21 protein-coding genes and 2 tRNA genes are annotated in these 20,800 nt (G+C 59.0%); 10 read left to right on the forward strand and 13 right to left on the reverse strand.

Going from position 1 to position 20,800, the window contains the following annotated elements; translation table 11 throughout:
• On the reverse strand, positions 1–819 hold the full coding sequence (locus tag E3T51_RS04295; RefSeq protein ID WP_241989172.1) for a class E sortase: 819 nt from the start codon (positions 817–819) through the stop codon (positions 1–3).
• An 80-nt stretch (positions 820–899) separates the two neighbouring features.
• On the opposite strand from E3T51_RS04295, the gene E3T51_RS04300 reads away from it, so the two are divergent.
• Positions 900–1,145: a cell division protein CrgA gene (locus tag E3T51_RS04300; protein ID WP_104191795.1), complete on the forward strand. Its 246-nt coding sequence runs from the start codon at positions 900–902 to the stop codon at positions 1,143–1,145.
• Between the two features lie 161 nt (positions 1,146–1,306).
• On the opposite strand, the gene E3T51_RS04305 is transcribed toward E3T51_RS04300, so the two are convergent.
• Positions 1,307–2,149, reverse strand: a complete 843-nt coding sequence (locus tag E3T51_RS04305) for a rhomboid family intramembrane serine protease (RefSeq protein ID WP_134527954.1) — start codon at positions 2,147–2,149, stop codon at positions 1,307–1,309.
• Between the two features lie 20 nt (positions 2,150–2,169).
• Positions 2,170–2,709, reverse strand: coding sequence for a peptidylprolyl isomerase (locus E3T51_RS04310; protein ID WP_104191793.1), 540 nt, complete (start codon positions 2,707–2,709; stop codon positions 2,170–2,172).
• A gap of 152 nt (positions 2,710–2,861) precedes the next feature.
• Between E3T51_RS04310 and E3T51_RS04315 the strand changes: the two genes are divergently transcribed.
• Positions 2,862–3,389 carry a hypothetical protein gene (locus E3T51_RS04315; protein WP_134527957.1) on the forward strand — a complete coding sequence of 176 codons (528 nt, stop codon included), beginning with the start codon at positions 2,862–2,864 and terminating at the stop codon, positions 3,387–3,389.
• A gap of 197 nt (positions 3,390–3,586) precedes the next feature.
• On the opposite strand, the gene E3T51_RS04320 is transcribed toward E3T51_RS04315, so the two are convergent.
• From E3T51_RS04320 to dnaA, 9 genes are all read right to left on the reverse strand, one after another.
• Positions 3,587–3,659: transfer RNA gene (locus E3T51_RS04320), tRNA-Ala, on the reverse strand.
• Positions 3,660–3,746: 87 nt separating this feature from the next.
• Positions 3,747–3,820: transfer RNA gene (locus E3T51_RS04325), tRNA-Ile, on the reverse strand.
• A gap of 141 nt (positions 3,821–3,961) precedes the next feature.
• Positions 3,962–4,366 carry a DUF3566 domain-containing protein gene (locus E3T51_RS04330; RefSeq protein WP_134527960.1) on the reverse strand — a complete coding sequence of 135 codons (405 nt, stop codon included), beginning with the start codon at positions 4,364–4,366 and terminating at the stop codon, positions 3,962–3,964.
• Positions 4,359–6,974 (reverse strand): DNA gyrase subunit A, encoded by a 2,616-nt coding sequence (gene gyrA, locus E3T51_RS04335; protein WP_420898407.1) that lies wholly within the window; start codon positions 6,972–6,974, stop codon positions 4,359–4,361. The genes E3T51_RS04330 and gyrA overlap by 8 nt, the downstream gene beginning before the upstream one ends.
• Before the next feature lie 25 nt (positions 6,975–6,999).
• Positions 7,000–9,030 carry a DNA topoisomerase (ATP-hydrolyzing) subunit B gene (gene gyrB, locus E3T51_RS04340; RefSeq protein ID WP_134527966.1) on the reverse strand — a complete coding sequence of 677 codons (2,031 nt, stop codon included), beginning with the start codon at positions 9,028–9,030 and terminating at the stop codon, positions 7,000–7,002.
• A gap of 121 nt (positions 9,031–9,151) precedes the next feature.
• Positions 9,152–9,691 carry a DciA family protein gene (locus E3T51_RS04345; RefSeq protein ID WP_134527969.1) on the reverse strand — a complete coding sequence of 180 codons (540 nt, stop codon included), beginning with the start codon at positions 9,689–9,691 and terminating at the stop codon, positions 9,152–9,154.
• Positions 9,684–10,850 (reverse strand): DNA replication/repair protein RecF, encoded by a 1,167-nt coding sequence (recF, locus tag E3T51_RS04350; RefSeq protein WP_134527972.1) that lies wholly within the window; start codon positions 10,848–10,850, stop codon positions 9,684–9,686. The genes E3T51_RS04345 and recF overlap by 8 nt, the downstream gene beginning before the upstream one ends.
• A 5-nt stretch (positions 10,851–10,855) precedes the next feature.
• Complete coding sequence (dnaN, locus tag E3T51_RS04355) at positions 10,856–12,013, reverse strand: DNA polymerase III subunit beta (protein WP_134527975.1); 1,158 nt, start codon at positions 12,011–12,013, stop codon at positions 10,856–10,858.
• 461 nt (positions 12,014–12,474) lie between these two features.
• Positions 12,475–13,893 carry a chromosomal replication initiator protein DnaA gene (dnaA, locus tag E3T51_RS04360; protein WP_134527978.1) on the reverse strand — a complete coding sequence of 473 codons (1,419 nt, stop codon included), beginning with the start codon at positions 13,891–13,893 and terminating at the stop codon, positions 12,475–12,477.
• A gap of 475 nt (positions 13,894–14,368) precedes the next feature.
• On the opposite strand from dnaA, the gene rpmH reads away from it, so the two are divergent.
• The 8 genes from rpmH (at position 14,369) to E3T51_RS04400 (ending at position 19,520) form a co-directional block, all read left to right on the forward strand.
• Positions 14,369–14,506, forward strand: coding sequence for a 50S ribosomal protein L34 (rpmH, locus tag E3T51_RS04365; protein ID WP_010204566.1), 138 nt, complete (start codon positions 14,369–14,371; stop codon positions 14,504–14,506).
• An 86-nt stretch (positions 14,507–14,592) separates the two neighbouring features.
• Complete coding sequence (gene rnpA, locus E3T51_RS04370) at positions 14,593–14,907, forward strand: ribonuclease P protein component (protein WP_241989173.1); 315 nt, start codon at positions 14,593–14,595, stop codon at positions 14,905–14,907.
• On the forward strand, positions 14,904–15,215 hold the full coding sequence (gene yidD / locus E3T51_RS04375; RefSeq protein WP_134527983.1) for a membrane protein insertion efficiency factor YidD: 312 nt from the start codon (positions 14,904–14,906) through the stop codon (positions 15,213–15,215). The genes rnpA and yidD overlap by 4 nt, the downstream gene beginning before the upstream one ends.
• Before the next feature lie 8 nt (positions 15,216–15,223).
• Complete coding sequence (yidC, locus tag E3T51_RS04380) at positions 15,224–16,198, forward strand: membrane protein insertase YidC (protein WP_134527986.1); 975 nt, start codon at positions 15,224–15,226, stop codon at positions 16,196–16,198.
• An 86-nt stretch (positions 16,199–16,284) separates the two neighbouring features.
• The gene (locus tag E3T51_RS04385) at positions 16,285–16,806 is read left to right on the forward strand and encodes a Jag family protein (protein WP_134528590.1); all 522 of its coding nucleotides are present in this window, start codon (positions 16,285–16,287) and stop codon (positions 16,804–16,806) included.
• A 68-nt stretch (positions 16,807–16,874) separates the two neighbouring features.
• On the forward strand, positions 16,875–17,528 hold the full coding sequence (gene rsmG / locus E3T51_RS04390; RefSeq protein WP_134528593.1) for a 16S rRNA (guanine(527)-N(7))-methyltransferase RsmG: 654 nt from the start codon (positions 16,875–16,877) through the stop codon (positions 17,526–17,528).
• A 76-nt stretch (positions 17,529–17,604) separates the two neighbouring features.
• Positions 17,605–18,558 (forward strand): ParA family protein, encoded by a 954-nt coding sequence (locus tag E3T51_RS04395; RefSeq protein ID WP_134527989.1) that lies wholly within the window; start codon positions 17,605–17,607, stop codon positions 18,556–18,558.
• Complete coding sequence (locus E3T51_RS04400; RefSeq protein ID WP_134527992.1) at positions 18,558–19,520, forward strand: ParB/RepB/Spo0J family partition protein; 963 nt, start codon at positions 18,558–18,560, stop codon at positions 19,518–19,520. The genes E3T51_RS04395 and E3T51_RS04400 overlap by 1 nt, the downstream gene beginning before the upstream one ends.
• A gap of 286 nt (positions 19,521–19,806) precedes the next feature.
• On the opposite strand, the gene E3T51_RS04405 is transcribed toward E3T51_RS04400, so the two are convergent.
• Complete coding sequence (locus tag E3T51_RS04405) at positions 19,807–20,763, reverse strand: D-alanine--D-alanine ligase family protein (RefSeq protein WP_134527995.1); 957 nt, start codon at positions 20,761–20,763, stop codon at positions 19,807–19,809.
• Positions 20,764–20,800 lie beyond the last annotated feature (37 nt).

Genomic DNA, 20,800 nt, shown 5'->3' on the forward strand with positions numbered 1-20,800 from the left:
CTAGCCCTGTGCTGCGATGATCGGTGCAAGTTCGACGGGAGCGCCGGCCGAGAGCGGCTGCCACGATTCGAGCACGCCGTAAGCGATGATGCGTTCCGCGGTGGAATAGAGCGGGTTGCAACTGGTCAGGGTGATGATGCGGTCCACTGCGGTTGCATCGGGATTGTTTGGAACGGATGCCAGCACCTGTACCTGTGAGGGCGCGACGTACTCGGTATCGCGATACCGGTAGGTGTAGTAGCCGTCGGCAGTCTGAACGTAAATGGCATCCCCAAGCTGAAGTTCGTTGATCAGATGCATACCGCCGCCAAACGCGCTGCGGTGGGCGGCTACGGCGAAGTTACCGACCGCCCCCGGCATTTCCGTGCCTTCATAGTGTCCAATGCCCAAACGGTTGCTGTTCAAGACGTCATGTCCGGTGCCCTCGGCAATGGTGCGGCGATAGTCGGCGCCGAAACGAGGAACGTAGAGCACCGCGAAAGCTGTGGCATTCGCCGGAACGGCAGCCACAATCGGCGCTCCGTAGCCGACTGCGATCGGTTCGGCGCTCGGCTCAGCCGGGTCGACGCTCGGAACAAGTTCCAGCGGTGACGTACTTGAATCGATCCAATCCTGGCTGATCTGACGTGCAGCTGAGGATTGCGAGTTGGCCATGAGCATGTCATTCCACCAGAGCTGCCAGCCTAGAAAGAGCAACACGAGGGCGGCCGAGGTCATGAGAAGTTCACCCAGCACGCCGACCGCGCTGATCCTGCCCGATTTCACCCGTCGCGGGCGCTTGCTGACGATCATGATGGGATCGTCTGCTTGAGGGCACATACTGTGAGTCTACCGACCTGATTGGCAGCAGGACCCCGCGCCCGATCAACTGAAACAGGCGAAGACGCTAGGATCGCAGAATGGCACGTAAGAATCCCCGCACCCGGCCCGCCCGCACCGAAGTCGCCCGCTCAAACGATGACGCGCCCAATGCCGTCTGGTTCAAGCCGGTCATGTTCGGCTTCATGCTGCTCGGTCTGGCCTGGATCATCGTGTTCTATGTCAGTGGCAGCCAGCTTCCCATCGCGGGGCTCGGTGCCATGAACATTCTCGTCGGCTTCGGAATTGCCTTCATCGGCTTTCTCATGACCACCCGGTGGCGCTAACTTTTCACTCGACCGATCACCGGTCTCAGCCCGTTCATCGAACGCTCATCTCCCGGTTACCGGGGCGCTGTATTGAGGGTAATGACACCGGTGTAATTATCCCCATGTGGATAAACCTGTGGATAACTCGAGATGCGAATGGCGAAGTAGCCTGCCGCTGACTATCCCACCGGTGCGAGCAGACTCAAGATTCTGACTACGGCAATAGCCACAAAGACGACAGCAACCGCCGCGATCAGAACGATCTGCAAACCCTTTTGGTTGGGTCGTCGGGTGCGCATGAGCACGAACCCAATCAGTGCGCCCCCGACGATGCCGCCGAGGTGCGCTTGCCATGCAATCCCGGGTATAAAGCTCACGACAACGTTGATACCGAGGAGCACCAGCAGTTGCTTCGAGTTTCCGCCCAGACCTCGTTGAATAATCAGGAACGCGCCCATGAGTCCGAACAGTGCCCCTGACGCCCCAACGACGGAGGTGAACGGCGCCAGAACCAGAACGCCGACCGAACCCGCGAACCCGCTGATCAGATACAGTGCCAGAAAGCGTGCGCGACCAAGCATTCCTTCCAGCATCGGACCGAATATCCAGAGCGCGTACATGTTCAGCAGCACGTGAAACGGCAGTCCACCCTGCGAATGCAGAAAGACACTGGTCAGCATGCGCCACGGCTCGATAATCGTGAAAGCTGGTACGTATGCGAATCGCTGGGTGATCCCGAGGCCCGGGATCCATTGCAGGACGAACACGAATACGGTGAGCGCGATAAGCGCATAGGTCACCGTCGGCTGGCCGCTACCGGTCAATCTGGTGAGTACGGCCGGCTTGGTACGGGGAGCGTTCTTGCGCTGCATTTTCATGCACTCGGGGCAGATGACCCCGACAGCGGCCTGGGTTTGGCACTCGGCGCAAATGGTGCGACCGCAACGCTGACACAGAATGAAGCTCTGCCGCCCCGGATGGCGGTAACAAAAATTCGCCGCCGAGACCGGCAGATCAGTCATTCTCTGTTGAGGGGTACTGGTTAGACGGACTCGACAGAGACACTCTGAATGGAAACGTCTTCGAGGGGACGATCGCGGCCATCCGTGGCGACGGTCGCGAGCTTGGCAACGATTGCGCGACTGTCTTCGTCTTCGACGGCACCAAAGATGGTGTGCTTACCCTGCAGCCAGGTGGTCGGAACGACGGTGATGAAGAACTGCGAGCCATTCGTGCCGTGGCCACCCTGGATTCCAGCGTTTGCCATGGCAAGCACATAGGGCTGGGTGAAGTCGAGGTCGGGGCTGATTTCGTCGTCGAACTGGTAACCCGGGCCACCGGTGCCCTGGCCGAGCGGGTCGCCGGCCTGAATCATGAAGTCTTTGATAATGCGGTGAAAAATCGTGCCGTCGTAGAGCGGCGTAGAGGAGGCAACGCCCGTTGCGGGGTGCTTCCACTCAATATCGCCGGTCGCAAGGCCGACGAAATTCTTGACCGTCTTCGGCGCATGATTGCCGAATAGGTTGACCTTGATCGGTCCGAGGGTGGTGTTCAGGGTGGCGACAGCGGTGTGCTTAGACATACACCGATTCTTGCACAGCAATCTCCGCCGAATCTGACTACCGCCACGCGCTCCCAGTGCATTCGCTGGCAACACGGAGATTGAGTGGCAAGATGGGCACTCAGTGGCAAGATAGATACACATTCGCCACACGACATCGATGGAGGGTCCAGATGAGCCTGTCACGCAAGCGCCGCAAGGAACTCACTCGGCTGCGCAAAAGCGCAGACGAACTATGGAGCCACCAACAAGAGGTTCTGGAGCGAGCCAATGTTCTCGCTCGCCAAGCCGGTCATCAGGCCAGCGTCCTCGCACGCGAAGAAGTAGGTCCGCGCGTTCGCGAGGGTTACGACCACTACGTTCGCCCGAGCGTGAACGCCACCCACGATGCTGCCGACGGTGTGCGACGCCGCGTGGTCAACGAAGTCCTACCCGGTATCGGAACGGCTATTGGAACGGTCATGTCCGTCGGGGACATCGCGCGCGACGCCCGCGTTCGGGCAGCGATCGGCCGCATCCGCTTTCAAAAGCCCGTTGTGGCCGAACCGAAGGGCCCCGGTGCTGGAACGTACTTCGCCCTCGGCCTGGCCGTCGTCGCCGCCGTAGGCGTCGCGTACGCCGTCTGGCAGACTTTTCGCGCCGACGACGAGCTATGGGTCACCGACGATGAGGTCGAGCCGGCCACGGCGCAGGAAGACTAGGGCAAACGCCCACCAGCTCGAGCAGAGCCCGCATCCATCGGATGCGGGCTCTGCTGCGTTAAGCACTGCGCCGGCCACCACGCACCTACTACGGCCTGAGCAATGGATGCGCACCGTTGGCGAACGGTACCGCCGCACACCGACTCCACACGGATACACGAAAGGCCCGTCCGAAGACGGGCCGTGATCCTGAACTGTGGAGCCACGGGGAATCGAACCCCGGACCTCCTGCTTGCAAAGCAGGCGCTCTACCAATTGAGCTATGGCCCCGCGCGCTGGAGCTGTGAGAACCGCGTCAGCGTTTCTGCGACGCTAGCGCTGATGAAGCTGCGCTTCATCAGTACAAACTTCGCAAAGTGGGGATACCGGGATTTGAACCTGGGACCTCTTCATTATCAGTGAAGCGCTCTAACCAACTGAGCTATATCCCCCTCTTGGGCAGATTGAAGACTACCGGAAACTGACCGGAACCTGAAATCGAGTCACCGTCCGCACGGAGAAAAAACGTGAATTTGGCTTGCGAGGGCTGTTTCTTTGGGATAAAAACAGCCCTCAATCGGGCAGAGGGCTGATTAGTTATTAGTGAAGCCGACGAGCAAGCCGCCGGTAATTTTGACGCTCAGGTTGTACAGCACGGCGTAGATGGCGCCTAGGGCGGTGATCACGACCACGTTCAGCACGGCCACAACGACCGCAAAGCCCATGACATTGCCGATCGAGAGGATAGCGGCCAGGTCGGCCGATTCACCCGCTACGGTCGCGTATAGCTCGTCGACCGTGGTCAGTACCGTAGTCTGCACAAGCACTGTGTAGGTGAGGAACGTCGCCACTATCGTCACGATAGCGAGGCAGACCGCCACCAGGAATGACAGTTTTACGCTCGACCAGAAGTCGACGTAGACCAACTTGAGACGAACCTGCTTACTCGCGGTTTTGCGAGTGGACTTCTTGGCGAGTTTTTCGGCAACGCTACTCATTCGGTGTCTCTACTTTCCCTGGATCCGCGTTTGGAACAGCCGCGCCCGCAGCGGTGGTGTCGATGGCACCAGCCGGTACGTCGGCATCCGTCACACTGTCTTCATCGGTGGCGACCAGATTACGTTCGATGTTTTTCGCGATGGAAATGATTCGGTCTTCATCCGCGAACTTTGCAAAGACAACGCCCATCGTGTCCCGACCCTTGGCCGGAACCTCAGCGACGTCAGAGCGTACCACCTTGCCACTGGCAAGAACCACAAGGACCTCATCCTCGGGGTTCACAATCAACGAACCGACCAGGTCACCACGGTCGTCGTTGAGCTTTGCCACTTTAATCCCCAGGCCGCCGCGATTTTGCAGACGGTATTGGTCAGCGGCGGTGCGCTTGGCGTAACCACCCTCTGTCACCACAAAGACGTAGCCGTCGTCGTTGATAACGGATGCGTCCAGCAGGTTGTCCTCGCCGCGGAAATGCATTCCGATCACACCGGACGTGCTCCGCCCCATCGGGCGCAACGCTTCATCGGTCGCGGTAAAGCGAATAGACATGCCCTTACGAGATACCAACAGCAGGTCGGAGTCATCTTCAACCAGCAGGGCGGATACGAGCTCGTCGCCCTCACGCAGCTTGATGGCGATGATGCCGCCGGTGCGGTTGGTGTCGTACTCACTGAGCGGGGTCTTCTTGATCAATCCGTCGCGGGTAGCGAGGGTCAGATACTGGGCCACCCCGTAGTCGCGAATATCGAGGATCTGAGCGATTTCCTCCCCCGGCTGGAGCGCGAGCAGATTGGCGACGTGCTGGCCTTTAGCGTCGCGGCCCGATTCCTGGGCTTCGTAGGCCTTGGCCCGGTACACGCGCCCGGTGTTGGTGAAGAACAACAGCCAATGGTGTGTCGTGGTGACGAAGAAGTGTTCGACCACGTCGTCTGCGCGCAGCTGGGCACCCTTGACTCCCTTGCCGCCGCGGTGTTGGTTGCGGTAGTTGTCGCTGCGGGTGCGCTTGATGTAGCCGCCGCGCGTGACGGTGACCACCATTTCCTCTTCGGGGATGAGGTCTTCGACCGACATGTCGCCGTCGAAACCGAACATGATCTCGGTGCGGCGGTCGTCGCCGAACTTCGCGGTGATCTCCGCGAGTTCTTCACTGATGATCGTTCGCTGACGCGCGGGGCTGGCCAAAATCGACTTGAATTCCGCGATCTGCAGTTCGAGTTCGGCAGCCTGATCGATGATCTTCTGGCGCTCGAGGGCAGCGAGGCGACGCAGCTGCATGGTGAGGATCGCGTCTGCCTGCAGCTTGTCGACGTCGAGCAGGGCCATCAGGCCTTCGCGGGCGTCGTCGACCGTGTTCGAGCGACGGATGAGTGCGATGACCTCATCCAGGGCGTCCAGCGCCTTGAGATAGCCGCGCAGAATGTGGGCATCCGCTTCGGCCTTGTTCAGGCGAAACTGGGTGCGCCGAACGATGACCTCAACCTGGTGAGCGACCCAGGCCGAGATGAACCCATCGAGGGCGAGCGTACGCGGCACGCCGTCGACGATGGCGAGCATATTCGCACCAAAGTTCTCCTGTAGCTGCGTGTGCTTGTAGAGGTTGTTCAGCACGACCTTGGCGACGGCATCGCGCTTGAGCACAATAACCAGGCGCTGGCCGGTGCGACCACTGGTCTCATCGCGGATGTCTGCAATGCCGGTGACCTTGGCGTCCTTGACCAGGTCCGCGATCTTGATGGCGAGGTTGTCGGGGTTCACCTGGTACGGCAGTTCGGTGATGACGAGGCAGGTGCGGCCCTGCAATTCTTCGATACTCACGACCGCCCGCATGGTGATCGAGCCTCGCCCGGTGCGATAGGCGTCCTGAATACCCTTGACACCCAAAATCTGGGCGCCGGTGGGGAAGTCAGGTCCCTTGATGCGTGAAATGAGCGCTTCGAGCAGCTCATCACGGGTAGCGTCGGGGTTCTCGAGATACCACTGGGCACCGGCGGCGACCTCGCGCAGGTTGTGCGGCGGAATGTTGGTGGCCATGCCGACGGCGATACCGACCGAGCCGTTGACCAGCAAGTTTGGAAAGCGAGCCGGCAGCACGGTCGGCTCGAGGGTACGACCGTCGTAGTTGTCTTGAAAATCGACGGTGTCTTCGTCGATATCACGAACCATTTCCATGGCCAGCGGGGCCATCTTGGTCTCGGTATATCGCGGGGCAGCGGCGCCGTCGTTGCCGGGGGAACCAAAGTTTCCCTGGCCGAGGGCGAGCGGATACCGCAGGCTCCACGGCTGAACGAGACGCACCAGCGCGTCGTAAATCGACGAGTCACCGTGGGGATGGAACTGTCCCATGACGTCTCCGACGACGCGGGCGCACTTGGAGAAGGCCTTGTCCGGGCGGTAGCCGCCGTCGAACATGGCGTATATCACGCGCCGGTGCACTGGTTTCATACCGTCACGCACGTCGGGCAAAGCGCGCCCGACGATGACGCTCATCGCATAATCGAGGTAGGAACGCTGCATTTCCAGCTGAAGGTCGACCTGATCGATCTTGCCGTGCTGCACGAGGTGGGCTGCCGCAGCGGCCGCGGTTGCAGCTGTCTCTTCGGGGCTAATCGAATCGGAATTGCCCGTGGTGTCGTCAGATGTCAAGGAACCGCACGTCCTTCGCGTTTTTCTGGATGAAGTTGCGTCGTGATTCGACGTCTTCACCCATCAGGGTGGAGAAGATCTCGTCGGCGGATGCCGCGTCATCCAGGGTGACCTGCAGCAGAGTGCGGGACTCGGGAGACATGGTGGTTTCCCACAGCTCCTTGTAGTCCATCTCACCAAGGCCCTTGTAACGCTGGATGCCGTTATCTTTCGGGATCCGCTTTCCGGACGCTGCTCCGTCGGCCAGGAGCGCGTCACGCTCCACGTCCGAGTACACGTACTGGTGCGCAGAGTTGCTCCATTTGAGACGGTACAACGGCGGTTGAGCCAAATACACGTAGCCCAGGTCGATCAGTGGGCGCATGTAGCGGAACAGCAGGGTCAGCAGCAGTGTCGTGATGTGCTGTCCGTCAACGTCGGCGTCGGCCATCAAGACGATCTTGTGGTAGCGCACTTTATCGGGGTTGAATTCTTCCCCCATGCCGGCGCCGAAGGCCGTGATCATCGCTTGAACCTCAGCATTACCGAGGGCACGGTCAAGACGAGCCTTCTCCACATTGAGGATCTTGCCGCGCAGGGGCAGGATGGCCTGGAATTCGGGGTTACGCCCCTGCACGGCCGAACCGCCGGCCGAGTCGCCCTCCACGATGAAAATTTCGGAGAGCGACGGGTCCTTGCTCTGGCAGTCCTTGAGCTTGCCCGGCATGCCGCCACCCTCGAGCAATCCCTTGCGGCGCGCGGTTTCGCGGGCCTTACGGGCTGCCATTCGAGCGTTTGATGCCTGCAGGGACTTGCGAATGATTTCGCGGGCCGGGTTCGGGTTGCGATTGAACCAGTCAGTGAGCTGGTCGTTGGCAACTTTCTGCACGAACGATTTCGCCTCGGTGTTGCCAAGCTTGGTCTTGGTCTGGCCTTCAAACTGTGGTTCGGCGAGCTTGATCGATACGACCGCCGTCAAACCTTCACGCACATCGTCGCCGGTGAGGTTGTCATCCTTCTCTTTCAGGATGCCTTTCTCACGGGCATACTTATTCACCAGCGTGGTCAGTGCGGCGCGGAAACCTTCTTCGTGCGTCCCACCCTCGTGAGTGTTGATCGTATTCGCGTAGGTGTGCACGCTCTCGGTGTAGGCAGTGGTCCACTGCATGGCCACTTCGAGCGCCATCTTGCGTTCGTGGTCTTCCCACTCGAACGAGATGATCTCATCGTTGACCAGGTCGGCCTTCTTGGCACGGTTGAGGTATTCGACGTAGTCGACGAGTCCCCGGTCATACTTGAAGGTGTTGCTAATGGCTGTGCCATCGTCGGTCTGATGGTCTACACGCTCGTCAGTGAGGGTGAGGCGCAGGCCCTTATTGAGAAAACCCATCTGCTGAAAACGCGCGCGTAGGGTTTCGTAGTCGAACTCGATCGTCTCGAAGGTTTCAGCACTCGGCCAGAACGTGATGGTCGTGCCGGTTTCGTCGTTGGCTTCGCCCTGTTCCAGGGGAGCGTTTGGAACCCCGTTCGCGAAGCTCTGACGCCAGATAAATCCCTGCCGGCGTACCTCGACCTCGAGGCGACTCGACAAGGCATTGACGACGGAACTTCCCACGCCGTGCAGACCACCGGAGACGGAATAGCCGCCGCCGCCGAACTTGCCGCCGGCGTGTAGCACGGTGAGTACGACCTCAACGGTCGAGCGTCCCTCTGCCTTGTGGATGTCGACCGGAATTCCGCGGCCGTTGTCTTCGACCCGGATCGCACCGTCGGGCAGGATTCGAATATCGATGGTGTCGCAGTGACCCGCGAGGGCTTCGTCAACGGAATTGTCGACGATCTCATACACAAGGTGGTGTAAGCCGCGTGGTCCCGTGGAACCGATGTACATTCCGGGTCGCTTGCGAACGGCTTCCAGACCTTCAAGCACCTGGATATCATCGGCACCGTATTCGTGCTCCGGCTCCCGCTCCCCCTGTTGCTGGGACGTGACTGGAGATATATCTGGGGACGTGCGTTCGGGCGTCGGTTCAACTGTCATCTGAAATTAGGCTCCTGACCATCGCACGGGCGACCATTCAGTCTACCAAACGGGGGGAGACCCACCGGCCACAATCGCCGTTTGACGCGTTTTGTTCAAGGGGTTGACCTTAAATGTCGGGTTACCCATAGGTATCGCGTGGACCACGCCCTGGAATTGATCTGGGGCCCTTTTTCCAGGACGGCGCGTTGGGCCCCTGGAATCGAATTGATTGAATACCCGCATCCGGATACCGATTCGCTATGTGTTCCATGATCACATTGCGCATAAGCCGCAACTGGGTCGCCCAGGCCGTAGATTCACAGCGGACCGTGAGCACACCCTCATCGATGCCCACCGGGGTCGAATGATTGGCAGTTTCCTCACCTGCCAGCTCTGCCCACGTCGCGAGAAGTTCGGACTGGGCCAACGGTGAGTTCCATCCCAACTGAAGGGTTAGGGAATTGATCGTGTCGCCGAGACCGCGCGGGTCGCGTCCGATCCCGAACGGGACACTCGAGCCAGCAACCGGCGCAATTCGCTTACGACCGCGAGAACGCCAAGCGTTTGGATCGCCGAAAAGACTTTTGAAGCGCAGGTAGACGTTGGCTGCTTCACTGGTACTGGCTTCCACCGAATCGTAGGCTTCGGTGGTTTCACGTGGAACATTTTCGTCAACCATTGGTGACGACTCCGGCATGAATGTGAATGGTGTGCGCCACGAGCGCTGCGGGAACGTCTTCGAGTACAGCGGCCGTAATTAAAACCTGTTCGAACGACTCGATCGCCGCGGCCAACCGGGCCCGACGGTCTAGATCCAGCTCGGCAAAAACGTCATCGAGAATCAACACCGGGTCACCACTAGCGGACTCTTGCCGCAACAGCGAAGCGGATGCAAGTTTCAACGACAGCGCGAACGACCACGATTCCCCATGGCTGGCATACCCCTTGGCTGGCAGGGCGTTGAGCATGAAGACCAGGTCATCGCGGTGCGGTCCGGCCAGGGTGATACCCCGTTCCAGCTCGCGCTTTCGCAGTCCCACCAGCGCCGCGCGAAAGATCTCACTGGTAGACGACTCCACCGACGCTGCCGACTGAGCGGCGCTGGCGGTGACAGCGCCGAGATCGGCGTCTTCATCGGCACCGAGGATGCTTAAGCTTGCGATCAGTGCCGGACCATGGTCTTCATTGACGACGGCTCGATACGCCGAGCGTAACGGTTCACCGAGCTGCCGCACGAGTTTGGCACGTTCGTCGATGATTTCCGAACCGAACTCGACGAGCCTTTCATCCCAGATTTCGAGGGTTGAGAGCTGGTTGCCGCGCACTCCAGAGGCCCGGGCCGACTTGAGTAGGGTATTGCGTTGCTTGAGCACCCGATCGTAATCGCTGAGCACTGCAGCCAGTCGAGGATTGCGAAGCACCAACAGTTGGTCGAGAAACTTGCGGCGACCCGATGGGTCGCCCCGCACGAGGGCTAGGTCTTCCGGTGCAAAGACCACGCTGGAGAAGTAGCGGGGCAGATCACGGGTCTTAATGACTGACCGATTGACCTGTGCTCGGTTTTGCCCGGTGCGGTTTAGCTGGACCTCGGCCAGAATATCCCGGCCGTTGTATTGGAGTTTGGCCCGAATTATGCCGGCGTCCCGGCCAGCTCGAATCATGGCCTTGTCCGTGGAGACTCGGTGCGATCCAAGCGTACTGAGAAAGCCGAGGGCTTCGACCAGGTTGGTTTTCCCCTGCCCATTGCGCCCGACGATGAGGTTCGGACCCGGGAAAAAACCAACCTCGGCATTCGCATAGTTTCGAAAGTCGGTTAGTGAGAGGTGGGTAACCCGCACCGGCGTTAGCGCAGCAGCAAGTTCGGCTGAAGCAGGTACTTGTAGCTATCCACTCCGGCTTGCTCGCGCGAGGTCTGGCTGGTGATCAACACCGGCCCGGGCTTATTCGGATTCTCTGTTTTCGTGAACGAGATACGCACGAATTCGGAGTGAACAGCGCTGAGTCCGTCCAGGAGAAATTGCGGCTTGAGCGAGACCACGGTCTCAGTGCCGGAGAGGATGGCATCGATGGTTTCTGAGGCCTGCGCCTGCTCGGAGCCAACAGCTTCTAGGGTGACCCCGTCAGTGGCGAAGGTAAAACGCAGTGCGGCTTCACGCTCCAATACGAGTTGCACGCGCCGAGTGGCCTCGATGAGGTCGGCCGTGTTCATCACCGCGTAATTGTCGACGGTGGCGGGGAACAAGCGGCGAACCGGGGGGAAATTGCCCTTAATGAGCAAGGAGGTGACGGTCTTCTGGTTCGCGGTAAACGCGATGAGTTCGCGGTCATCACTGTTGGTGATGGAGACCGAAATGGTTCCACTGTGGCCGAAGGTCTTGCCGACTTCCTGCAGAGTCCGAGCGGGCACGAGGGCCGTGATGGTGCCGAGGGAAGATTCCGAGGTATTACTTCCCGGATCCCAGTCAATTTCTCGAACCGCAACGCGGTACCGATCGGTGGCGACCAGGCTCAGGCTGTTCTCGGTCACTTCAAGCTGCACGCCGGTGATAACAGGAGTGACGTCATCTCGCGACGCCGCAACAGCAACCTGGGCTACAGCCGCAGCGAATTCCTCAGCCGGCACCAGCCCCGATTGGGTTGTTACAACAGGAATGCTGGGATATTCCTCAACCGGCATGGACAGCAGCGTGAAGCTTGCCGAGCCGCAGCTGACCTTAATTCGCGAATTCTCCGTGGAGAAACGAACGGGTGCGTTGGGGAGGCGACTGGCAATTTCGGCAAGTAGACGTCCCGAGACGAGAACCTTGCCGGTCTCTTCGACCTCGGCGAGGATCTCCGTCTGTGCAGAAACCTCGTAATCGAACGATGAGAGGATCAAGCCGGTATCGGTGGCTTCGATGAGCACGCCGCTGAGGATCGGCAGTGTCGTGCGTTGGGGCAGAAGTTTGACCGCGAAGGAAACTGCTTCGCTGAAGACATCCCGATTGGCCTGAAATCTCACGAAACATTCCTTGCGTTCGACGGGCGGGTGGGTGGGCCTCAATGCTAGCTGTGTTCATGGGCTGGTTCGTTACCGTCGTGGTGCTTGGGCCGTGGGAGTCAAGGTTGTCGGCTGGATCAAGGTTAAAGAATTCTTGTTAATCTTCTTAACCGTTGTGGAAACTGTGGATAACTTTGTGAAAACGGTTCAGACATTGGGAACTACACGTTTGTAAGTTGTGGGCGAGTTGTGGAAGTTTGTCATTCGTTTGAGCAAGCGCGCCTCGGGGAAATGACACGTTTCTACAGGCTGGCCCCGAGTTTCTACAGGCGACGACCGGTTGTGTGAGTTAATTCCACAGGGTTATCCACAGGTGTGAAAACTAAAAAAAATTCGGCCCCTCCGGGTCTGAGCAGGTTGCACCTGCTTAAAACCTCCGGAGGAGCCGCGAAATTTCTTTTCTGCTCAGTGCTGCTTGTGCCCTACTTGTACCGGTGATCCTGCTTGATCCGGTTGGTCAGTTCGGTCACCTGGTTGTAGATCGAGCGACGTTCCTTCATTAGTTCGCTGATCTTCTTATTGGCATACATCACCGTCGTGTGGTCCCGATTACCGAACAGCTGGCCGATCTTCGGCAGGGACAGATTAGTGAGCTCACGGCACAGGTACATGGCGATTTGGCGAGCGGTGGCGATCGCTTGTGACCGGCTGGAGCCGTAAAGATCGTCGACAGACAGCTTGAAGTAGTTGGCCGTGTTCGTAATGATGTCCACGGGAGCGATGACGTTGTCCTCATCCAGGGTGATGAGGTCTTTCAAGACCGTCTGCACCAGATCCATATCCACCGGTGTACGGTTTAGGCTCGCAAACGCGGTGACGCGAATCAGGGTACCTTCCAGTTCGCGAATATTAGACGAAACCTTCGATGCCATGAACTCGAGAATGTCGTGGGGCACCTGTAACTTTTCGCTTTGCGCTTTTTTGCGCAGAATGGCGATGCGGGTCTCGAGGTCTGGAGCTTGCACATCCGTGATCAGGCCCCACTCAAAACGGCTGCGCATGCGGTCTTCGAAGCCGGTGAGATGTTTGGGCGGCAGATCACTTGTGATCACAACCTGCTTGTTGTGGTCGTGCAGGGTATTGAACGTATGAAAAAAAGCTTCCTGAGTTTCCGCTTTGTTCTGCAGAAACTGGATGTCATCGATCATGAGGATGTCGATGTTTCGATACCGTGCCTGAAATGCCGAGCCGCGGTTGTTCGCGATGGAGTTGATGAAGTCGTTGGTGAATTCTTCCGAACTGACGTATCGAACGCGAATTCCTGGGTACAGGCTCATGGCATAGTGGCCGATGGCGTGCAGGAGATGAGTCTTGCCCAGGCCCGATGATCCGTAGATAAAGAGCGGGTTGTAGGCCTTAGCCGGCGCTTCAGCCACAGCGACGGCGGCCGCATGGGCGAATCTGTTGGATTGCCCGATCACAAAATTATCGAAACTGTATTTGGGGTTGAGCCGGGTCTCGTGCGGTTGCGGCGCAACTGCGCCCTCAAACACCGATTGGGGTGGGGCGGGTGTGATGACATCGGGCGGGGTCAACGTTTGCTGTACTGGGCGCAACGACTCTTGCTCGAGCTCAGGGTTGACGACGACGTAGAAGGTTGAGACGGCAGTTGCTTGATCGAGCTGGCCCATCGCGGTAAGCAGTGGAACCCTCATCCGCTGGTTGAGCATGCTTGCCGTGAACTCGTTGGGGACCTCGAGATAGAAGGTACCGGCCGCGATGCCCTTCGGCTCGACCAGGCTGAGAAACCCGTACAGCATGGGTGTGATGGTGGCGTCGGATTCCAACGTGGTCAGAACAGACCGCCAGGTTTCGGCTATCGGCGCTTCTACGTCTGCCATTGTTCCTACAATCTGTGCATTTCGAGTTTTTTACTGTTGAGCGACCGGTAGGTGTGGGTGGTGCTGGAAGTAGACAATGACGCGCCCAGTCTCACCGGTCCGCGTGGCGCGAGGTTCGGGGGCCATGTAAGTTCTTGGTCCGTACTCATCGTTAAAGTTATCCACCGCCTGTGTACAAATTCAGCCGAATTCTCAGGTTGATGCTACCAACCTGTGGATAACTTGTCTTTACGGTAGTCAATCCCGCTCAGCGAGGCGAATTCATCGCGGGCGACACGCTTTCTGTTCAGTCTTTGCGTTGGGGTCATTATTGTCGCGAATGACTCGATTCGGGGTCTGAGTTTGACCAGACGTGGCCGAGGCCGTAGTTTTAATCAGTTGACCCCATCCCGCGGGCTTCCGACTTCTGTGCGCGCTGCTGTTTTGGCCGAAGGGAATTTGGCCAGCGGTGATTCAAATACGTGGAGATTGAATTATGAGCAAGAGAACCTTCCAGCCGAATAACCGTCGTCGCGCCAAGGTGCACGGCTTCCGCCTGCGCATGCGCACCCGTGCGGGCCGCGCCATCCTCGGTGCACGCCGTCGCAAGGGTCGCACTGAACTCTCCGCCTAGTCTCTCGTGGTCGCCAGGTTCTCGTGCTCGCTCACGTAAATCGCATCACGAGCGGCAGTGACTATCAAGGCGTGGTTCGGCGTGGTGTGCGAATCGTTGATGCGCACACCGTTCTCTATGTACGAATAAGTGCTGAGATTCATTCTGGTGCCGCCGGTGTTCCGGTTCGCTTCGGCTTTATCGTCGCAAAGAATGTGGGTAACGCTGTGAAGCGCAATCTCGTTCGACGCCGCCTCAAGGCGGTGACGTTCGAATTGCTCTGGCTGGTTCCGGCGGGCACGGATGTTGTAATCCGCGCTTTGCCGGCAGCGCGCGATGTTGACTGGCAGACGCTGCGCGACGAAGTTCACCGTTCCCTCTCCCGCCAGCACCCAGCGCGAAAGCGGAGTGTGAGCCGATGAACCGAGTACTCGCGACGATTATCCTGATACCCCGCAACACGGGTGTCGTAGTTCTTCGCGTGTATCGCGCCCTGATCTCTCCGCTCTACGGAGATGTGTGCCGGTTTTACCCGTCTTGTTCGGCCTACGCGCTGGGGGCCGTACAGGAACACGGACTAGCGTGGGGCTGCGCCCTTGCCGCCCGCAGACTGAGCCACTGTCATCCGTGGTCTGAAGGTGGCATCGATGATGTACCTCTAAAAAAGAAGCGTCGCTTTCGTGTGACGTCGTTCGGTTTTGTCGTCGCACCTAGCCACGGAAAGGGCTAACCCACAGTATGGACCTCATAGGTACGATTCTCTGGCCTCTGAAATGGGTGGTCGAGCTACTGCTCGTCGCCTTCCACTGGCTTTTTTCCAGCTTGGGTATGGGTTACAACGACGGTCTCACTTGGGTGTTGTCTATCGTCGGCCTCGTACTGGTGGTGCGTGCGGCCCTTATTCCTATCTTCGTACGGCAGATCAAGAGCCAGCGTAAGATGCTCGAGGTCGCCCCCCAGCTTAAAAAGATCCAGGACAAGTACAAGGGCAAGAAAGACCAGTTCTCGCGCGAAGCCATGTCCCGCGAGACCATGGCCATGTACAAGAAGACCGGTACCAACCCGCTGAGCTCGTGTTTGCCGCTGCTCCTGCAGATGCCGATCTTTTTCGCCCTGTTCTCGGTGCTCAATGATGCCCAGCGCTCCACCCGCGGTGTCGGCCCCCTCAACCAAAGCCTTGCCGAGAGCTTCGGCAACGCCACTCTGTTTGGCAATGCGCCGCTGCACGATACCTTTGCCTCCCAGTGGTCGCTATGGACTGCCGGTGACCCGTTCAATGGCACCGTCATGATCATCGCGGCCACAATGGTTGTGCTGATGACCGCCTCGCAGTTCATCACCCAGTTGCAGATCGTTTCCAAGAACATGTCGCCTGAAACCAAGGCGAGCCCCATGTTCAAGCAGCAGCGCATCATGCTCTACCTGCTCCCCCTCGTCTTCGCCTTCTCTGGTGTTGCATTCCCGCTCGGCGTCATGTTCTACTGGCTCACCTCAAACTTCTGGACCATGATTCAGCAGTTCCTGGTCATCCGAAACATGCCCACGCCCGGCAGTGAAGCCGCCAAGGCTCGGGAAGATCGTCTGGCGCGTAAAGGCAAGCTCATCGCGACTGACGGTGACATCATTGTGGTGGAGGAGCCAGCCAAGCCCGTTCAGCGGCAGCAGCCGGTCGGCAAGGCCCGTGCAAAAAAACAAAACGGCCCGAAAAAATAGTGGAGATCATCGTGACGGACAAAAACGGCCTCAACGAAGTGGGTACTGTCACTGTTGACAGTGCAGTTGTCATTGCCACCGACACGATAACGGATCCCTCCCCCGCCGTTCCGGAACCCGGGAGCGTTACCGAGACACCCCTGACGACCGATCAGCTCGAGCGTGAAGGTGACATTGCTGCGGACTATATCGAGGAGTTCCTTGATATCTGCGACCTGGACGGCGACATTGACATTGATGCGCGCAACGGTCGGGCCTACTTAGCGGTCAAAGCGTCAGAGGCTGACAGTCTGCGTGTACTTTCCAAGCCGGAAACGGTCAACGCCCTACAGGAACTGACTCGCCTCGCGGTGCAGAACAAAACGGGTTCTTTTTCGCGGCTGATCTTGGATATCGGCGGATCCCGTGAAGCGCGCGAAGCCGAACTCGCGGCCCTTGTGACCCGGGCTATTGAGCGGATTGAGGGTGGTGCGACCGAAGCGGACCTGCCGGCCATGTCATCTTACGAGCGCAAACTGGTACACGACATCGTAGCGGCCAGTGGTGGTTACCGGTCGGAGTCGTCCGGTGAGGGCCGCGACCGACACACCGTCATTACCGCGGCGTAGTCTCGTTGGTCATGTCGCAATCTGTCACGCCGGACCCGAAACGTACCGCGGGAAACATGCCTGCATCGATGGTGGCATCAGGGAGCACGGCCGATCCGGTTGCCGTAGAGATTGAGCCGCTAACGGCGGTCGACCTTTTGGGACCACAGATCGATGTCATGAGAGCCTTTGTCAAGAATTTAGCCGATCAGGGCGAAATTTTGGGGCTAATTGGTCCACTGGAACTCCCACGTCTGTGGTCTCGGCACATCCTCAATTGCGCCGTCGTGGCGCCCCTCTTGCGTCCGGGTCTCGTGGGTGACGTTGGCTCCGGCGCCGGCCTTCCCGGTCTCGTGCTGGCTATCGCCCGCCCCGACGTGGACTTCGTGCTGATCGAACCGATGGAACGTCGAGTCGCCTGGTTGAATGACCAGGTTGCGGCCCTACGCCTGTTGAATGTGACCGTGGTGCGTGCGCGCGCCGAAGAAACACGCCTGGCGCATCCACTTGATCAAGTGACTGCTCGAGCGGTGAGTGCCTTGAGTAAGTTGTTACCATTGACCGCTCCCCTACTGCGCAGCGGCGGTGAGCTCATCCTCATGAAAGGTGAGGGGGCGCAGCGTGAGATTGAGGCAGCGGCCAAACCGATTCGCAAGTATCGTCTGCGTGATGTTCAGGTCATTACACTCGGTGCTGGCGTGCTGCCCGAGGTTACGCGAGTCATCAGAGCTACAGTGGAGTAGTCCCGAATGACACTGAATTTCATGTTCGGGGGTCCCTTTCAGGTGGCTCATCAACCGTCGAGCGTAAAGGTTTCACGTGAAACATCCTGCTGAAGATCAGCGCAACGGTAAGACGGCAGGGTTCGACGGGACAACGCCGCTGGCCCGAGAAATTGCGGAACTCACGCGTCGTCGTCAGGTCATTGCTGCTGGAGATCTGCCGAAACCCGAGAACACGCGAGTATTAACGATCTCCAACCAGAAGGGTGGGGTCGGTAAGACTACAACCGCGGTCAACCTGGCCGCCGCGTTGGCTCGACAGGGAGCACGTGTCTTGGTCATAGACCTCGACCCGCAGGGCAACGCATCTACGGCCCTTGGCGTTGAACACCGTGCTGAGACGCCGAGCGTCTACGACGTCATCATTAACGACATGCCCATGGACGAGGTCGTACAGAAGAGTCCCGAATTTGGTGCGCTGTTCTGTGTTCCCGCGACGATCCACCTTGCCGGTGCCGAGATCGAACTGGTCTCACTCGTCGCGCGTGAGCAGCGCCTTCGCCGTGCACTCGACCTCTACCTGGCCGAGATGGTCGAGCCCTACGATTATGTTTTTATTGACTGCCCGCCGTCACTTGGGCTATTGACCATCAACGCTTTCGTCGCCGCACGTGAGGTACTTATCCCCATCCAATGCGAGTATTACGCACTCGAGGGACTGAGTCAGCTACTCAAGAACATCGCTCTGATCGAGAAACACCTCAACCCCGACCTTGTCGTTTCGACCATTTTGCTCACGATGTACGACAGTCGCACCAATCTGGCAACCCAGGTTGCGAAGGAAGTGCGTGATCATTTCCCCGACGAGGTGCTTAATACCGCAATTCCACGCTCTGTGCGCGTCTCTGAGGCTCCAAGCTATGGCCAGAGTGTCGTCAGCTACGATCTAAACTCGGCAGGATCGCTCTCCTACCTGGAAGCAGCCGCAGAAATGGCCCATCGTGGGGCGCCACGAGCGGAAAATACTTCTCAAACGAAAGAACAGCACTAATGGCGAAAAGAACCGGCCTTGGCCGCGGTATCGGCGCACTCATTCCGGTGCAGGACGATGCCTCCGCTCCGCGCCCGGTCGACGTGTTCTTTCCGCGGGGTGTGACGACTTCAGCGGGCGAGTCGCCCGAAGTCGTCCCCGATGTTCCGCTGACAGCTGGCGCCCGACTGGCACACCTGAATCCGCAAAATATCGTTCCTAACCGTGCGCAGCCGCGTACTATTTTCGACGAAGATGACCTTGCTGAACTTGTGCACAGCATTCGTGAAGTTGGGGTGTTGCAACCCATCGTTGTTCGCCCATTATCCGATGAACCGGGTAAGTATGAGCTTGTTATGGGTGAGCGGCGTTTGCGCGCCACGAAGTTGGTTGGGCTTGACACCATTCCGGCAGTGGTGCGTGAGACCGCAGACGTCGATATGTTGCGTGACGCCTTGCTGGAGAACCTGCACCGCGCCCAGCTGAATCCACTGGAAGAAGCCTCCGCTTATCAGCAGTTGCTTGCGGACTTCGGTATAACCCAGGAGGAATTAGCCAAACGCATTGGTCGATCTCGTCCGCAAATCACTAACACCTTGCGCCTGCTAAAACTACCGGAACCGGTTCAGTTGCGCGTTGCTGCTGGTGTACTTTCGGCCGGTCATGCGCGCGCGATTCTGTCAGTGGGCGACCCGGCCGGGATGCTACGTTTGGCCGACAAAATCGTCGAGGAAGACCTGTCTGTTCGTGCGGCCGAAGCGGCTGCGATTGCCGTTCCGCGGGCAGTGAAGGCGAAAGCACTGCCCGGTCGACGCCAGGGACATCTAGATGAGATCGCAGAGCACCTCGGAGATCGGCTCGACACTCGCGTGAAAATCAATCTGGGAGCTAGAAAAGGCCAGATCACGGTCGATTTTGCGACTATCGGTGACTTGAACCGTATTCTGACGGTCCTCGGAGAGCCGGGCTTCAGCGCAAATTAGTCGGAGGGTCTTTCCGCGCGACGTTTCACGTGAAACAGTCCATGACGGGCGTGGCACGTCAAATGTTCCGGGGTGCGTGCCGGGTCCGTCCGCAGGAAACATTCTTTTCTGGCCGCTCTTGTGGCGGCCCGGCTTTCTTGTGGCGGCCCGGCTTTCTTGTGGCGGCTCAGCAGGCGCCTTGCCACGTTTCACGTGAAACAAGAGTGTCCCTGGGAGAGGCGCGGCGTTTCACGTGAAACGGGATGTGCGCGTAAGGGAAGCGGCGATGTTTCACGTGAAACGTAGCTTATTGGGTGACTAGGGCGTTCGTCGCCAGCGCAGAGTAGGTGGCGCCGAGAGTGTGACGGTCGGCCTCGATGGCCTGGGGAACCAAGGATGTTTCGGTGAGGCCGGGGAGCACATTAGCCTCGAGAAACCAAGGCGTGCCGGCGGCATCGACAATGAGGTCCACTCGGCTTAGGTGGCGCAGCCCCAGAAGAGTGTGTATGGCCACCGCTGCGGCGGCGACGGTCACTGCGACATCGTCAGAGAGACGGGCAGGCGTGTAGAAATCGGTCTCACCAGCGTTATAGCGAGCCTCGAAGCTGTATACGCCGTCGAGGGGAACGATTTCCACGATCGGCAGTGCCTCGGGACCATCTCCGGTGTCGAGGACGGCAACAGTGACCTCGGCCCCGTCGATGTAGGCCTCAACCAAAGCGGTGTCGGCGTAGGTGTACGCGTCGACCATGGCGCGCGGCAGGTCGGCGGGGGCGCGCACAATCGTCACGCCCTGTGACGAGCCGCCCTGGGCAGGCTTGACGACGAGCGGCAGGCCGATCGCCCTCACCAAGTGCTCAAGCACGCTCGTGGCTCCGAGATCGCGGAAGGTTTCGGTCGACAGTGCAATTGCGGGGGGAGTTGCGAAGCCGGCCCGAAGCACCAGCTCTTTGGCGATCGCCTTGTTCCAGGCCAGAGCGGCCGCGGGGCCGCGCGAACCGACAAATGGAATTCCGGTGGTTTCCAGCAGGGACAGAAGGGCGCCATCCTCTCCCGTGGCGCCGTGCAGGGTGGGCCAGATGAGGTCTGGGGCCTGTTCCGCCAGGGTGGTCAGTAAGTTGGCGCCAGGGTCAAGCACGGTGACGAAGTGGCCTTCGTCGGTGAGGGCATCCGCTACGCGTCGTCCCGATCGCAGTGACACGTCACGCTCATGGGAGATGCCACCGGCCAGCACGATGATTCTAAGTGCGGATAATTCGCTCATGATCAGGTTTTTTCCTTGCTGAGTGTCGGTAGTAATG

This window comes from Cryobacterium serini (genome assembly GCF_004404025.1).
GTDB lineage: Bacteria > Actinomycetota > Actinomycetes > Actinomycetales > Microbacteriaceae > Cryobacterium > Cryobacterium serini.